Annotated in this window: 12 protein-coding genes; 7 read left to right on the forward strand and 5 right to left on the reverse strand. The window is 39.5% G+C overall.

The genetic code is table 11. The annotated features are described in order from the left end of the window. Positions 1-67: 67 nt before the first annotated feature. A complete protein-coding gene (locus LMF89_RS05600; protein WP_007953886.1) occupies positions 68-358 on the forward strand; it encodes a hypothetical protein in 291 nt (96 codons plus the stop codon). Here LMF89_RS05600 and LMF89_RS05605 read toward each other — a convergent pair whose 3' ends face one another. From LMF89_RS05605 to LMF89_RS05615, 3 genes are read right to left on the reverse strand one after another with little or no spacing between them, the layout of a single operon-like run. Further along, a complete protein-coding gene (locus LMF89_RS05605) occupies positions 359-1651 on the reverse strand; it encodes an aspartate aminotransferase family protein (protein WP_229534262.1) in 1293 nt (430 codons plus the stop codon). A gap of 45 nt (positions 1652-1696) precedes the next feature. After that, positions 1697-3643, reverse strand: coding sequence for a peptidase U32 family protein (locus LMF89_RS05610; protein ID WP_229534263.1), 1947 nt, complete (start codon positions 3641-3643; stop codon positions 1697-1699). Positions 3644-3680: 37 nt separating this feature from the next. After that, positions 3681-4550: an ABC transporter substrate-binding protein gene (locus LMF89_RS05615; protein WP_229534264.1), complete on the reverse strand. Its 870-nt coding sequence runs from the start codon at positions 4548-4550 to the stop codon at positions 3681-3683. Positions 4551-4780: 230 nt separating this feature from the next. Here LMF89_RS05615 and LMF89_RS05620 point away from each other — a divergent pair, with 230 nt between their 5' ends. Then, complete coding sequence (locus tag LMF89_RS05620; RefSeq protein WP_229534265.1) at positions 4781-8209, forward strand: DNA polymerase III subunit alpha; 3429 nt, start codon at positions 4781-4783, stop codon at positions 8207-8209. Positions 8210-8241: 32 nt separating this feature from the next. Here the strand turns inward: LMF89_RS05620 and LMF89_RS05625 are convergent, their stop codons facing one another. Next, positions 8242-8820: a YdcF family protein gene (locus LMF89_RS05625; protein ID WP_229534266.1), complete on the reverse strand. Its 579-nt coding sequence runs from the start codon at positions 8818-8820 to the stop codon at positions 8242-8244. Positions 8821-9074: 254 nt separating this feature from the next. Here LMF89_RS05625 and LMF89_RS05630 point away from each other — a divergent pair, with 254 nt between their 5' ends. The 3 genes from LMF89_RS05630 to LMF89_RS05640 all read left to right on the forward strand — a co-directional run bounded on the left by LMF89_RS05630 (position 9075) and on the right by LMF89_RS05640 (position 12547). Beyond that, entirely contained in the window at positions 9075-9275 is a 201-nt protein-coding gene (locus tag LMF89_RS05630; protein ID WP_007953892.1) for a hypothetical protein, read from the forward strand. Between the two features lie 43 nt (positions 9276-9318). Then, positions 9319-11073 carry a pyruvate kinase gene (gene pyk / locus LMF89_RS05635; RefSeq protein WP_229534267.1) on the forward strand — a complete coding sequence of 585 codons (1755 nt, stop codon included), beginning with the start codon at positions 9319-9321 and terminating at the stop codon, positions 11071-11073. A gap of 121 nt (positions 11074-11194) precedes the next feature. Next, positions 11195-12547, forward strand: coding sequence for a hypothetical protein (locus LMF89_RS05640; RefSeq protein WP_229534338.1), 1353 nt, complete (start codon positions 11195-11197; stop codon positions 12545-12547). Between the two features lie 25 nt (positions 12548-12572). On the opposite strand, the gene LMF89_RS05645 is transcribed toward LMF89_RS05640, so the two are convergent. Beyond that, positions 12573-13709 (reverse strand): acyltransferase, encoded by a 1137-nt coding sequence (locus LMF89_RS05645; RefSeq protein ID WP_229534268.1) that lies wholly within the window; start codon positions 13707-13709, stop codon positions 12573-12575. 138 nt (positions 13710-13847) lie between these two features. On the opposite strand from LMF89_RS05645, the gene dat reads away from it, so the two are divergent. Together dat and LMF89_RS05655 are read left to right on the forward strand one after the other, a co-directional pair. Then, positions 13848-14708 (forward strand): D-amino-acid transaminase, encoded by an 861-nt coding sequence (gene dat / locus LMF89_RS05650; protein ID WP_229534269.1) that lies wholly within the window; start codon positions 13848-13850, stop codon positions 14706-14708. A gap of 113 nt (positions 14709-14821) precedes the next feature. Then, positions 14822-16252, forward strand: a complete 1431-nt coding sequence (locus LMF89_RS05655) for an MFS transporter (protein ID WP_229534270.1) — start codon at positions 14822-14824, stop codon at positions 16250-16252. The last annotated feature ends 99 nt before the right edge of the window (positions 16253-16351 follow it).

The raw sequence follows: 16351 nt of genomic DNA on the forward strand, positions 1-16351 counted from the left end.
AAGTTAGAATAAATTAAACTAGCACACTTATTTACAGGCAAATTGAACTAAGTAAGGAGTGACTGTTATGAGAACTTTGTTTAAAGAGAAGATAGGTAAATTTGGATCTTTAATAAGCATCTTAGCGTTAATGACAATGTTGACGCTATTTTCCCTCTTTATACCTGAACTGATGGCATCAGCAGCGGGGCGGGTCTTTGTCGGCTTGTGGGCAATGATAGCAATCGTAGCGTTTATTGCTCATGCAAGAACAATAAAAGCAGTTAAACGACGCCCGTCACAATTACAAGTTATGCTAAAAAAAGAAGAGCATACCCATAAACGGATACGCCCGGAACGCTTAATGCGTGGATTATAGTTATATCTTTATAGAAGATAGTACATCATCTAAGTTATTTAGCAACCGATGAAGATCTTCAGCGGTAATTACCAGCGGTGGCTGAAATGCCAGGACATTACGGTTAGGGCCATTCTTACCGACTAAAATACCACGATTTTTCATTTCTTCCAAAATTAAATCAGTTTCTTTAATTGCAGGTGTTTTATCGCTATATACTAATTCCACCCCAATCATAAGTCCCAAACCGCGTATGTCTCCAATAATAGGATGTTTTTGCTGTAGGACAGTAAGACCGTCCTTTAGTATCTTGCCTAGTACAGCGGCTTTGCCAGGGAGATCATGCTTGGTAAGATAATGCAGCGTCGCTAGACTTGCGGCAGCTGTTACAGGATTTCCACCTAAAGTAGATGCTCCAGGACGAGTATAGACATCTGCAATTTCGGCTCTGGCAGTGAAGGCTCCAACAGGTGTGCCATTGGCAAGTGCCTTTGCCATTGTCATGATATCCGCTTCTACGTCATAATGTTCCATGGCAAATAATGTACCTGTACGGCCAAAACCAGTTTGGACTTCATCAACGATTAATAAAATACCATAGGCATCCAGAATTGATTTGACGCGTTTAAAATAATCTAATGGTGGAGTAATCATACCACCATTGCCTTGAATCGGTTCGACAAACATGGCAGCCACTTTTCCGGAAGTGGCTGTTTTTATTATCGTTTCAATCTCATTTGCACAGGCTAGATCGCATTCAGGATATTTTTTATCTAAGGGACAGCGGTAGCAGTAAGCATTAGGGGCGAAGTTAATGCCGCCAACAGGAGTATTGTCAGTGCGCCACATACTAAGACCAGTGAGGCTCATTCCTAATTTAGTACGCCCATGCAGCCCTTGCCGTAAACTGATGAATTCAGAACTTCCTGTGTATAAAGAGGCTAACAAAGCAGCGCCTTCATTGGCTTCACTGCCGCTAGAACAAAAAAATGTTTTTTGTAACCTTCCAGGTGTGAGCTGGGCTAATTGTTCCGCTAGATTTACAATGTTTTCTGTTAAGTAAATCGTACAAGTATGCTGCAATGTGTTTACTTGATCACAGATTGCTTTGGTAATTTCGGGATTGCAGTGACCGCAGTTAACAACGGATACACCAGCGAAACAATCCAGATATTCTTTACCGGTGGAGTCATATAAATATTGCATTTCACCCCGGACTAATTGCATAGGTTGATTATAAAAGTGATATGCGCAGGGAATCAAATATTCCCGCTTTTTACGTAAAATTTCTTCAGGGCTAATATAGTGATTCAAAACAATCTCACCTTTCGATTTTTTATAGGACGAGGAATTTTTAAATTACTTGGATAAGCGGTAACGGAAAGTGCCAATACCTAATTCTCTGGGACTTGCTGCTGCAATTTTTTCTAGCTGGCTTCCATCGAAGTGATAGGTTGATTGCTCGGCGGCGATTTTATCAAGTTCTTCACGATAAATTTTTGTAACCAGTCCAACAAGTTCCGGAGTATAATATTGACCTTCAATGCGATAATTCTGTACAGTCCTTAAGGAGTGCAAATGGGGTAATAAACACAAGTCTTTAGCAAAGAGAAGGTTGCTGCGTCCATATTGATCTACCATAATAGGATGCTGCTGGCCTGCTGTATCCAGCAAAGCGTATCGAGTTGTATCCAGTGCCGGATCATAGTCGCTTTGATACTGGTTAGTAAGTACAGCTTCTGGTATGGAATGATCGGTAATCATTGCTGGCAATGAACCATGAACAATGAATTCTAAAGGAAGGGGACTATTCTCAACCAATTGCATGATTTGTTCATAAGTAGCTTCGAGAGAAATCGTGGCTTTTTTCACATTGTTATTTTTTAGCAACTGTGCTGTTACATGGTTGAAGACATTAAAAGAGAACTCAGCTTGTAGTGGAAGAGTAGAATGTTGCTGAGCCAAAGTCAAGGCACCTAAATTTCCGACCATTAAGCCATGGGGATTTATTTTTGCAAGGGAACTGAAAAATTGTTCTAATTCACCACATTCTCGTTCCATCGTAATGCGAGGTGTCGTAATAATAACTTTTGCATCATATTTACCAGCTTTTTCTACTGCTTGTACCATTGTCTGGAGCGTCCATGGAATACCAGGTTTTGCGACTTCGCCACCGATATAGATCGTATTAGCACCATTTTGGCAAGCGGCAATCAGGGAAGCTAGATCAGCAACGTGAACACTTAATGCAGGATCAAAGGGCTTGTTTGTTGGATTTGGAAGTGATCGTTTGGCAAGGGTTGCCATATCCGCTTCTCGTACGGCCTGACTGAAGAAACGTGGTTCACGTTTACCACTATAACCAATAGCTGTTGCTCCAGGATTGCCTAAGGCATAGCAAGTGGAAAAGTCTCGGGAGCGAGTGTTCTGTAAGTTTTCCCAGTCTTGTAAATCAGGTGTGTATCCCATTGGATCTGCAATATAACAATCAATGGCTTTACGGTATGTTTTAACAATGCCACTCACAAAATCCGCAGTACGCATGCGCCCTTCAATTTTGAAAGAGGATACACCTGCTTGGATCAGTTCAGGCAGTTTCATATACAAGCACATATCTTTCATGGCTAATTTGTAAGGACCAGGGGCCTGATCGTCGATGGGAAGACCTGTTGCTGCATCTACTAATTGGTACGGCCAACGGCACGGTTTTAGACAGCGGCCCCGATTGGAACTATGTCCAAAAACAACTCCTGATTGTACACATTGACCACTATGGGAAATGCACATATCACCATGAATAAAATACTCTACTTCAATACCAGTACGTTCTTTTAGTAAGCTAAGCTGGGATAAGGACATTTCGCGGTTTACGACTACGCGGCTGATTCCATAGCCTTGTAATGCACGTATAGCATGTTCGTTATGAGTATTCATCATAATTGAAGCATGTAAGGGAACGCTCAGATTCATTTCACGAGCCAATTGTAAAATGGATAAATCTTGTACAATGAGTGCATCTGGCTTTAATTCATCAAGGAGTTTAAGGTAGGAGCGCATATTATCAAGCTCACGGTCACTAATTAGGTTGTTGACAGTGACATGTAAGGCGACATTGTGAAGGTGGGCATATTCAATCGCTTTGCCAAGGGTAGCATCATCAAAATTGGCAGTTGTTTTAAACATACGCATATTAAAGCGTTTACCGCCTAAATAAACCGCATTTGCTCCGGCTTCAATCGCGGCTTCTAATACATCCCATGTACCAACGGGAGCGAGTAATTCTACAGAATCTCGTGTTAATAACATTTTTTCATCTCCAGCAATTTAATTAGATAGGGGAGTTTTATTCAAAAACTTCTGTGGCTTCTTCTTTTAAATCTTCAGAAAAAGATATCCCTAAATTTTCCGCAGTAAACTGATTCAGCCAAATTTCTGGTGCTTTTACAGTATCGACAGGGATTTGGCTAGGGTTAGCACCCTTTAGAATTTGCTTCGCTTTCACGGCACATTCTTTACCTAACTGATAGTGGTTAGCTACTAAACCAGCCAAGGCACCGTCAGGTATATTGGGGGCATGAGAAGCAATGATGGGAATTTCAAGGGTATCTGTATAGTAAGCGATAGTGGCAAAATTATCTTCAATGACTTTTCCAATTGGCAAAAATAAAGCATCTAAATCATTAGGTAATATATCCGGTAAATTGGATAAATCCTCCGCTTCTTTTATAGGAATTTCTATAAATTGCACCTTAGGATTGTTTAATTTACGAAAGTTTGCTACTTCTACAATCGTATTAGAGTCCTCAGTATGATAAAGCATACCGATTTTTTGAATGGTAGGTAATATACGGTTTATAAAGTTTAATTTATCTTCTGCTTTGACCATTCCTGCAACTCCAGTTGCTTTACCGCCGGGCTCTACCATGCTAAGTACCAAGTTAGCACCGATAGGATCAAATACAGGTGTAAACACTACTGGAATATCTTGTGTAAGTTTTACAGCCGCCGCAGCGGCTGGTGTCGAGCAAGCAAAGATGAGATCCACTTCTTTTTCGGCTAGTTGATTCGCTAATTTAGCAAGCTGATCTATATTGCCATCGGCATTTAAATAATGAAACTCGGCATGAATACCGCGTTCTGTAAGTTCTGCTTTAAAACCATGGACGGCATCATCTAAATTTTGCGTCAATTGCAGAATGCCTATAGTATACAATTCACAACACCTCTTTAAACATTTATAACCTCTATATATTCAACTTATTTATAAAAATACCTGCGAAACATAACAAAAAATATACTGGTCTTACCCACAAAGACATCTGGTATTGGCCAATCAGAGAGAATGAATTACATAGTGGTTCCGTTATTTCTTACTATAAAGTATAATAAAAAAGAACTTTTCTATAGGAATAAGAATTGTGTCATCAGAAGGATGTGAAATAGATGGAAAAACAACCGCAGCATTCTAATGCTAGGTCATTTGTACATTTGCATGTACATACAGAATATAGCTTACTTGATGGCGCCAGCCGTATTGGAAGTTTGGTAAAACGAGCAAAGGAACTCAATATGCCAGCAATCGCGATTACCGATCACGGCACAATGTATGGCATCGTTGATTTTTATAAGCAAGCAAAAAAGCAAGGGATTAAACCCATCATTGGCTGTGAGGTCTATGTAGCTCCTCGTTCCCGGCGGGAAAGAAATATGGTGGAAGGGGAAGCCTATTATCATTTGGTATTATTGGCTGAAACCGATGAAGGATATCGTAATTTGATTGAGTTGGTATCGAGAGGAAATACCGAAGGTTTTTATTATAAACCGAGAGTTGATAAAGAATTGCTTAGCCAATATAGCAAGGGACTCATTTGCCTAAGTGCCTGCATTGCAGGGGAAATCCCTTCCTGGCTATTAAAAGATAATATCACTGTTGCTGAGACTTTAGTTCAAGAATATATTGACATCTTTGGAAAAGATAATTTCTTTCTTGAAATCCAAGATCATGGGATACCGGAACAAAAAAAGGTAAATAAGCTTTTGATCGAAATGTCTCGTAAATTTGACGTTGGTTTAGTCGCGACCAATGACTTGCATTATATTAACAAGCAGGATGCAGAATGTCATGATGTGTTGTTATGCATTCAAATGGGGAAAACCGTAGATGATACTGCTAGAATGAAATTCTTCAGTGATGAATTTTATTTGAAAGATTTTGATGAAATGGCACAGTTATTTGGGGCGTATCCAGAAGCCCTTGCCAATACTTGCCGCATTGCAGAGCGTTGTAATGTGACCTTAGATTTTGGCAATTTATATTTGCCTGAATTTCCTGTACCAGGAGGACTTACGGCAAATGACTATCTTGAAAAGCTGTGTCGGGATCACTTGAAAGAGCGCTACAGTGAAGTCACCCCAGAGATTAATGATCGTTTGGCGTTTGAGCTAGGCGTTATTATGAAGATGGATTATTCGGGGTACTTTTTAATTGTTTGGGATTTTATTAATTATGCCAGGCAACAAGAAATCCCCGTAGGACCAGGTCGTGGATCGGCTGCGGGTAGTATTGTTGCATACTTATTGGGGATCACTAATATTGATCCGATTGCTTACGGCTTGTTGTTTGAACGATTTTTGAATCCTGAGCGGGTTACTATGCCCGATATTGATATTGATTTTTGTTATGTGAATCGCGGCAGGATCATTGAATATGTATCAGATCGTTATGGTGCGGATCGGGTAGCCCAGATTATTACCTTTGGAACGATGGCTGCTAAAGGAGCCATTCGAGATGTAGGGCGAGCTTTAAATATGCCATATGGAGAAGTCGATCGAATTGCTAAAATGGTACCGAATGAATTGGGGATTACTCTGCGGCGGGCTTTGGAAATTAGTTCGGATTTTCGTGCTGCTTATGAAAATGAACCAGCGGTAGGAAAATTGTTAGATTTAGCTATGGCAGTTGAAGGATTGCCACGGCACGCTTCTACCCATGCTGCAGGGTTAGTGATTTCTAAAGAACCTTTGACCCATTATGTGCCGCTGCAAAATTCTGCCGAAGGTTTTTTAACGACGCAATATGATAAGGATAAAGTAGAAGAACTGGGCTTATTAAAGATGGACTTGTTAGGGCTTCGAACACTAACCGTTATTGGTGATACGATTAAGCTTGTACAGAAAAGTCGGGGCATTAAGATTGATATTGATCATATCCCCTTAGATGATCCTAAAGTAAGTGCTATGCTGACCAATGGTGATACAGCAGGTGTCTTTCAGTTAGAGTCAAGTGGTATCACTACTTTAGTGAAGGATCTAAGACCTGAATGCTTTGCCGATTTAATACCCTTAGTGGCGCTATACCGACCAGGTCCTTTAGGAAGTGGCATGGTAGAAGACTTTATCAATGGGCGGCATGGTAAAAAAACAGTTACGTATGTACATCCCTTATTAGAACCAATTTTATGTGATACCTTCGGCGTTATTTTGTATCAGGAACAAGTTATGCAGATTGCCTCGGTGATGGCTGGTTTTTCCTTGGGACAAGCGGATTTGCTAAGACGAGCCATGGGGAAAAAGAAACACGATGTACTAGATGCCCAACGGGAGAATTTCTTGCAGGGGGCTAGTGAGCGGGGCATTGAACGAAAGATGGCAGGGGAAATTTTTGATTTGATGGCACATTTTGCCGATTATGGTTTTAATAAGTCCCATAGTGCGGCTTATGCTTTGGTTGCCTATCAAACTGCTTATTTAAAGGCGAATTATCCTCAAGAATTTATGGCAGCTTTATTGTCAAGCGTCATGGGAACCAATGAGAAAATTGGCTCTTATATTGAGACTTGCCGTCAAATGGGTATTGATGTACTGCCGCCTGATATCAATGCCAGTCAAAGTAGTTTTAGTGTAGATGGAAATGGGATACGTTTCGGTTTGGCAGCAGTAAAAAACGTTGGCGAGAATGCCATCCAAAATATGGTGGTTACTCGTGATGCCAATGGAAAATTTGAGTCGCTGGTAGATTTATGTACTAAAGTGGATATGCGCTTAATTAATAAACGGGTAATTGAAAGTTTAATTAAATGCGGTGCATTTGATTCATTGGGAGCAAAGCGTTCACAGTTGTTAGCAGTACTAGAACGAGCAATCGACATGGCTGCAGTGCGTCAGCGGGATAAGGTCAGTGGGCAGATCGGCTTGTTTTGTGAAGAAACTTTAAATGATGCAGATGAGATTAGTCTGCCGGATATTCCTGAGATCCCAAAAGAACAGATGCTGGTCTTGGAAAAAGAAATCACTGGCTTTTATGTAACGGGACATCCCTTAGATGCGTATAGAGAGAAGATGAACAGCTTCACTCCGCTAATTGAGTTGGTTACTGGTGAATATGGTGACGGCAAGAATATTAAAGTAGCGGGACTCATTATTAGTGCAAAGCGCATTACTACAAGGAATGGTGGAATGATGTGTTTTATTGCTCTAGAGGATTTTACAGAGCAGATAGAAGTCGTGATTTTCCCGAAAACCTTTGATAAATTTAATAAAATTTTATTACCAGATACGCCTGTTCGGGTATCTGGCAGATTGAGCATGAGTGAGGATAAGGCGAAAGTAATTGCAGATGATATTCAATTACTTGGTGATCCGCAAAATCTGGAAGTGCGGCTTAAAATTAGTAAAGTGCAAGAGAGTGGAGATATTTTTGAAAAATTAAAACAAACCTTCAGGAAATTTCCTGGCTCTAGCGTTGTCTTTTTGCATCTGATTGATAGTCGACGCGTGATAAAAACAGAACAGCAATTTTGGATTAGACCCACTCCCGAGGCAATAGAAGCATTAGAAACTATCATTGGCAAAGGGCAGGTAACAGTTGCATAAATAAGAAAACACTTGGTCAACCAAGTGTTTTCTTATTTTCCTGTGAGAAACAGTACAGCGATAGCTGCTCCTTCTCGTACATATTGCTTTGTTGTGAGATAAGGGCTGCTAGCCATTGGTGCAGGACTGCCAGTAGCCTGTATTCCAAGGTTTTGGGCTAATAGCAAAGAACGGCGTATGTGTGAGGCATTCGAGACGATAACAGCGGTTCTTAAACTATTTATCTGCATAATTTTATGGGAATTAGCTAAATTTTGATAGGTATTAAAGGATTGATCTTCGAGTAAGATGCGTTCTGCTGGGATTCCGTGATTAAGAAGATACGCTTTCATACTGGCAGCTTCACTGATACTTTCATCTGGACCTTGCGCCCCACTGACAATAATGGTAGGGGCATAGCCAGCTTCATATAGCTTTATAGCTTCATCAAGACGTAAACGTAACATGAGACTCGGATCTTGACCAAGTATTTTAGCACCAAGGACAATAATGGTGTCACTCTTTACTGGCTGGGTGAGGTAACCAACAACAATAATGGGGATTTCTATAACCAAAATCAATAGGAGAACAATATAAAGCATGTAGTTGCGTAGTTTTTTAAAAAAGTTCATTACGATCTCCTTTACGATATACAATCGTCCATATTATTATAATATGGTAGACAAGATATTACAAAGCTTCCTTAAATAATAGACGTTAGCTCTAAAGTAGATGAAGAAATTATATTTTTGGTCACGCCTAAGAAAAATTAGCAGGAATACGCTCTAATATGGAGAAAGCAATGTATAGATTTCATTTTCAAATAGGAATGCTTCGTAGATTTATAGACAATTGTTAAAAAATGAAAGAAGTAGCAGGAGGAAATATGTGGACTGTAATATATATCGCAAAGAATAAAGCGCAAGCTGACAAGTTAAAGAATTTACTCTGTACAGAAGGAATCTTGGCAAATACTAGACAAGCTGGAGTTGCGTCTGTTGTCGGTGATGGCTTGTATGAAATATTAGTATTAGAATCAGAAGCGGATGAAGCACATGCTATTCTTTGCCAACATGCAATAAAGTAATGATTCATAGATAATGGCAATGGTAAAACGAGGGGTGTACAACATGATAAAAAAGACGAAAATTATCTGTACATTAGGGCCAAGTACTGATAAGCCAGGTATTTTGGAAAGTTTACTAGAAGCTGGCATGAATATTAGTCGATTTAATTTCTCACATGGATCTCATGAAGAGCAGGGAAAACGTATCGGAATGTTGCGTACAGCCAGTAAACAATTGAATAAGAACATTGCCTTATTGTTAGATACCAAAGGACCAGAAATAAGGCTTGGTAAATTTGTCAACGGGAAAATTCAGTTAAAAATAGGACAAGCATTCACTTTGACATCAAAGGAGATCTTAGGAACTGTAAAGATGGCGTCTGTAAATTACAAGTCATTGCCGCAAGAAGTAGCTGCTGGTAATACAATTTTATTATCAGACGGATTAGTCAGTCTTCATGTGGATGATGTAATCGGAGATGAGATTATTACCACTGTACAAAACAGTGGCGAAATTAGTGATCGTAAAAGAGTAGCGGCGCCTGGTGTGAGTCTTAATTTGCCTTTTTTGTCAGAAGAGGATAAGGCAGACATTTTATTTGGCGTTAACCAGGATATGGATTTTATTGCTGCGTCCTTTGTCCAGCGTGCAGCAGATATAATAGAGATTCGTAAATTATTAGAAGATGCGAATGGACAAATGGAGATTATTGCTAAGATCGAAAACGCTGAAGGCGTGAAAAATATTGATGAAATACTAAAAGTCGCTGATGGAGTTATGGTAGCTAGAGGTGATTTAGGTGTAGAAATTCCTGCAGAAGAAGTTCCTATTGTGCAAAAAATCTTAATTGAAAAATGTAATAAGGCGGGGAAACCTGTTATTACCGCGACACAAATGTTAGAATCAATGATGATTAATCCTCGCCCGACAAGGGCAGAAGCCAGTGATATCGCCAATGCTATTTTAGATGGAACCGATTGTATCATGCTCAGTGGTGAAACCGCGTCAGGATGCTATCCTGTTGAGACTCTGCAAACAATGGTGAGGATTGCCATGCGCACGGAAGAGTCTTTGAAATATAACACGCTGCTACTCTCGAAAGGTATGACATTGCAAAATACAACTACGGACGCGATTAGCCATGCTACGGTACAGATCGCTTATGAATTAAATGCTGCTGCAGTTATTACAGCGACAGAACATGGGCATACAGCTCGCATGGTCTCGAAATATCGTCCTCAGGCCAACATCATTGCAGTTACGCCCCATGAGAAGACCCTACGTCGTATGATGCTATTTTGGGGTGTTCAACCTGTTTTGGGCGTAACTACAAAAAATTCAGATGAAATGGTACAGAATGCTACCGCTAAATCCGTGGAACAAGGTTTAGTTAATGAAGGCGATTTAGTTGTTGTCACCGCGGGTGTACCTGCAGGAATGTCTGGTACAACCAATATGATTCGTGTTCATGTTGTAGGAAGCATCTTATTGCGAGGAGTTGGAATTGGTCAGCGATCGGTATCTGGAAAGATTTGCATTGCTCACTCCATTAAAGAAGTTAAAAGCAAGTTTCGGCCTGGAGATATTTTAGTCGTAACAGGCATCGATGAAGAAACCGCTGTTTATGCATCTCAGGCAGCTGCCATTATTGCCGAGGAAGGCGGATTGACTTCTAATGCTGCTATCGTTGGTATTAGCGCTGGAATACCCACTATAATCGGGGTAGACGGTGCAGTGAAACGTTTGCAGGATGGAATGCTGGTTACTGTTGATGGGGCAAGAGGGCTCATCTATCAGGGAGAAATTAACGCTAGATAGAAAGCGGTATGATTCTTTTAAATTTTGTCACTGTTATAACTCATAAGGCTTCCGCTTCGGGCGGAGCCTTATGGTGCTTTAAAGAATCTAAGATGAGCGGAGGGTGTTGCTATTGTTCTGGGTGGCATCGATAAGCAGTGTTTTAACGATACTATTAATTCGTTATTACTATCGAAAATGTAATTGGAAATTTAAAATATTGACATTTCGTTTGAATACATTGATTCGCAGCTCCCGTAGGGATAAGAAAGTAGCGCAACGATTATTAAAACAAGTGTATGTACTTTTACATAAAAGTATCGCTAGTAATGATACTGCTATGGCTTATCAAGCGATTGATTTACTTAAATTGGCTTACGGCTATGGAATAATGCGTCAGGACGAGACAGTACGGTTAATGGCTATTAGTGTAGCAGCATTGAATGAGAAGCAACCTGATATGGTCAGCTTCATCTTGGATGCGTTTAGACCATTGATTCGTCAGCTATCACCTGAATGTATTCCTGGTGCAGCAGAGCAATTAACATTAATCGGTGTTATAGCGTTAAAGCATAGACAAAATTTTTTAGTTGCGAAAATAACAGAATGCATTTTTTTAATTATGGACAGGGGAGATGCAGCGAAAGATGAAAAAATCATAACTGCAGCACTTACATCTTTTAAGGCCATGGGTGTTTTAAGCTTGAGGCGCCGTGATATTGCTTTATTTAGAGAAATGAGTACACGCTTATCTGCTTGGTTTACTGCAAACCAGCCTAACGAAGAGGTTGCGAAAGAGCTAGTAAGTATGTTAACAGCTTGGCTTCATCGTATTGTTGGAATCAATAACATGGCATTATTTGCGATGATAGAAGAGTTTACAGATGCTTTAATTCAATCAAAGGTTCTCGATAGCCAGTTGGAATTGTTATATGAAGAATGGGGCAATCTTGCAGCATCTGCTTGCCTAAATCCGAATAATTCGTTAGCCGGAAATATCTTGAAATTTTTGTTTTCCATCGCTATCTTGAGGCAGGATTACTGCCAGTGGGTAAAGGTAGTAGAGGTTGCGGGAAGAGTAATAAAGTTAACTGTTTCTCGCCATGGGATTTTAGGAGCTTTCACAGTATTCCATCCTATGCTGGAAGTGGGAAGGTCGTTATTATGGTCTGAACTGAGATTTGTTCAATGCATTGATGAATACAAGCATAAGATGTTATTTGCAGTGGTTAAAGAATCCCTGATTATTATCTCTTTTGCTGCCAAACAAGAGTTAGTTGGTTCTTCGGGACAAACTATTGTAGACATTTTTAAGTGCTGGGTAGAGAACCCTGCTATGGCAGCAAATCATAAATCGATAAAAAAGTATTGTCAAATGTTATTACTTTTTTGGTTAAAGGATAAAAGGAAAGTAAAAAAGAATTTGCCTTATACGAATGTGCTTACTGAGCCTATATTATTTACAGATAGTGAGAGAATGCGATTTAAAATGTAATGAGCAAAAAAAATCCGGGTATAAATTATACACCGGATTTTGGTTTTGATAATTTGCTGCCTGTTAGTAAAATGCTGATAATTGGCAGAAATGTACTTGCTCGTTTTACAATAAGGGAAAAGGCCAGGCTGAGAAGGGTTGCTGCTAGATAAAATGCAATGGTAACAAGAGCGGTCATCATTAGGTTTTGTCCAGTGATATAATTGATGAGATAATACATGACCAAAGGATGGACAAGGTAAACTACATAGGAATGTTCGCCAAACCTGGAAAGGATACTTTTGATTCCAAGGGGGAGCTTTTCCTTGCTGAATATCATGAACAAAAATAATGTGGTGGATAAGGTATAGAGTACTCCAACAGGACTAAGCTGATGGGCAGTATTGACAGCGGCTTCTGGTGTGTAGTGCAGCCAATATAGCAAATAATAATAGTAAGATAAAATTCCCGCCAGAGTTAGATAAAAAAAGTTTGCGATAGCGGTTTGATGATTTTTGATCAATTCTTTGAAGTGCTCATATTTTACTGCACATACAGCTCCTAATAAGAAGATAAATAGATAGTGGAAAATCCAGTAACTCAAACGATGATAGATTAATTTATTTACATAATGGTTACTGAAATCAGCATGTAGTATATAGCTGGAATAATAGTTAAAGAGTATCTGCAATAGTAAGATGATGCTCAGATTGCGGACAGGATGCTGGATGATATAGGATACGAGGATTCGCCATAGAGGCATGAGGGCATAAAACCATAATAGAATAATCAGAAAGTAAAGCTGATAGGATGCCAGTCCAAAGAAAGCAAACTCATAGAGAAGGGGAGGGTGCCATATGGTACTATCGCCACTTACGAAGGTATAATGACTCATATATATAATGGACCATACGAGATAAGGGACTAAAACAGTACGTAATCGTCTGACGAGAAAGTCTTTGTAGTTGAATTTAGCTGTAAGGTTTTGTGTGAAGAATAAGCCAAAGGCTGAAGCAAAGAAAAAGATCGGAACGCTAAAGCGTGTGAGAATCTCCAATAAAGCAAACAAATGGATGTTTACTTTGGGATTACTTAAGGAGTAGGCTCCAGTATGGATGCCAATCACTCCGAGCATGGATATGCCCCGAATATATTCAATTGCTATTATCTTTTTCTGAGACATGGTAAATTTCCTTTCTGTTTAGATTTATGTAAAATTATCTTATTCGTAATGCAGCTATCATATTCCTGCTTGCCTGCTATGAAGCAAATGGGAATAAGGGAGTTTTAAGCATATAAAAATTTTTAGGGGGATTTAGTAATGAGAGAACTAGGATTAATAAACGGTAGATTGGTCGATATGAATGAGAATGTCGTTACGATGGAAGATCGAGGACATCAATTTGGTGATGGAGTATATGAAGTTACCAAAGTATATAATGGTAAATGCTTTGCTTTAAGGCCGCATTTAGATCGGCTGTACCAGTCTTTGCGGGCCATTCGTATTCCTGCAACGTATACCTTTGAAGAGTTAGTTCAATTTCATGAGGCTTTGATAAAAGAAAGTGGTATTACAGAAGGAGCGATTTACTTGCAGATCACGCGAGGTGCTGCACCTCGAGTCCATCCTTTTCCTGAGCAAGTAGTGCCATGCTTGACTATGTCTATTCGACCTAGCGAACCGGTTAAGCAAGAATTGCGAGATAATGGTGTGAAAATCATATTGATACCTGATGAACGCTGGCTGCGCTGTGACATTAAATCCTTAAACTTATTAAGTAATGTACTAGGTAAGCAGCAGGCGAAAGAAGCTGGCTGTTATGAAGCGGTAATGGTAAGAGATGGCTCTGTAACAGAAGGGACGAGCAGCAACTTTTTTGTAGTGAAGGATGGAGTGATTTGGACGCATCCAGCGACAAATTTAATTTTAAAAGGTGTAACTCGTACGATTTTATTAGAAAGACTTGCGAAAGAGTTAGATTTGACCATTTTGGAAAAAGCATTTGATGTATCTTTTGTAAAAGGCGCATCGGAAGCATTTTTGTCAGGAACTAGTACCGAAATTATGCCCGTTATTTCTATTGATGGAAAACTGGTTAATGATGGAGTCGTCGGTCCGATTACGCGTAAATTGCAAGCTGCATATACGCAGCTAATTGATGAAGAATGTGGACGGAATTAAGAGCCTTCCTATGAATCAAATGTGATATACAAAGAATAGCAGGGGATGGACCTTGCTATTTTTGTATATAGTATTAATAAGAATTTGCGGTTAATTTTTATGGAGGCTAAACGATGCAAGATAAGTTGAAGAATTTACCCTATTATCGCTGGCTGATTTTTATTGTTACTGTAATGGGGACATTTATGGCAGTTTTGGATTCTAGCATTGTAAATGTCGCTCTACCGTTAATTGCTGCTAGCTTTGGCGTAGAATTAACAGATGTGCAGTGGGTGGTAACGGCATATTTATTGGTTATTTCAAGTTTGCTGCCCTTGTTTGGTAAGATTGGTGATATGTATGGTCGGCGTAAGATTTATTTATTAGGATTTGCGATTTTCACAATTGGTTCACTATTGTGCAGCTTATCTAGTACGATTTGGTATTTAGTAGCTTCAAGAGTGCTGCAGGGGACTGGCGCATCCATGTTAATGTCCAATACTCCTGCGATTATAAGTGTAACATTCCCTGGCAAAGAGCGAGGGCGAGTCCTAGGAATGAATGGTACTGTAGTGGCGTTAGCTGCTATGACTGGACCGAGTTTAGGTGGGATTTTGGTAGGATTATTTAATTGGGAATGGATTTTTTACATTAATTTGCCCATTGGAATCCTTGCCTACTTATTAGGGTACTATATTTTACCGTTTGAAAAGAAATATGTAGCTGGAACTTTTGATTTTAAAGGAGCTATTTTATTTGCTTTAGGAATGACAGGTTTACTCGTGGTATTAAGTGAAGGACATGAATGGGGCTGGAATTCTTTCATAACAGGCAGTATTGGCATTTTAAGCCTGTTATTGCTGAGTACTTTTATCTGGTTTGAAGGCAGAATTAAAGAGCCGATGATTGATTTATCCTTATTTAAACGTTGGCCTTTTCTTGCAGGAAATGCATCGGGTTTACTATCTTTTATGGCCATGTTTTCTAATAATATGCTCATGCCATTTTATTTGCACTCTGTATTGCTGTTGACACCAACTCAGATTGGCTTGGCAATTACTCCTTTTCCCTTATTAATGGCAATTGTCGCTCCTCTTAGTGGTTATTTATCGGAACGAGTTAGCCCTGTACTATTAACCAGCAGCGGTTTAGGAATCTTGATGCTAGGTTTGTTCTATTTAGCTACATTAGACGCATATTCTACTATCTGGCATGTTGCTATAGGTCAGGGAATTATGGGGATTGGTAATGGGATGTTTCAATCACCGAATAATAATAGCGTATTAAGTTCCGTGCCTGTTAGAAAAGTAGGATTAGCAAGCGGAATTAGTGCCTTGATGCGCAATGTTGGGATGGTAAGCGGTACCGCAGTAGCCGTATCTGCCTTTGAAAGTAAGAGACAGCAGGAGCTGGCAGGGGTTTTAATTCTAAATCAGGATGCATATATGAGTGCATTTTTGTCAGCATATCATCTTGCATTAATGATTGGTGCCTGTTTTGCTGGTATTGGACTCATTATCTCATTAAGCAGAAAAGGGCATGTACATTTAAGAGTTGTTAAGTGAAAGTTGCTTCTTGCCATTCTATTTTTGGTAAAAAGTTGACAAGAGTATTGTTTGTTATTTATAGTAAAAGTATATAGCAGTAGAAAAAGTGTAATGGCA

Source organism: Pelosinus baikalensis (genome assembly GCF_020819555.1).
In the GTDB taxonomy this organism is placed as follows: Bacteria; Bacillota; Negativicutes; order DSM-13327; family DSM-13327; genus Pelosinus; species Pelosinus baikalensis.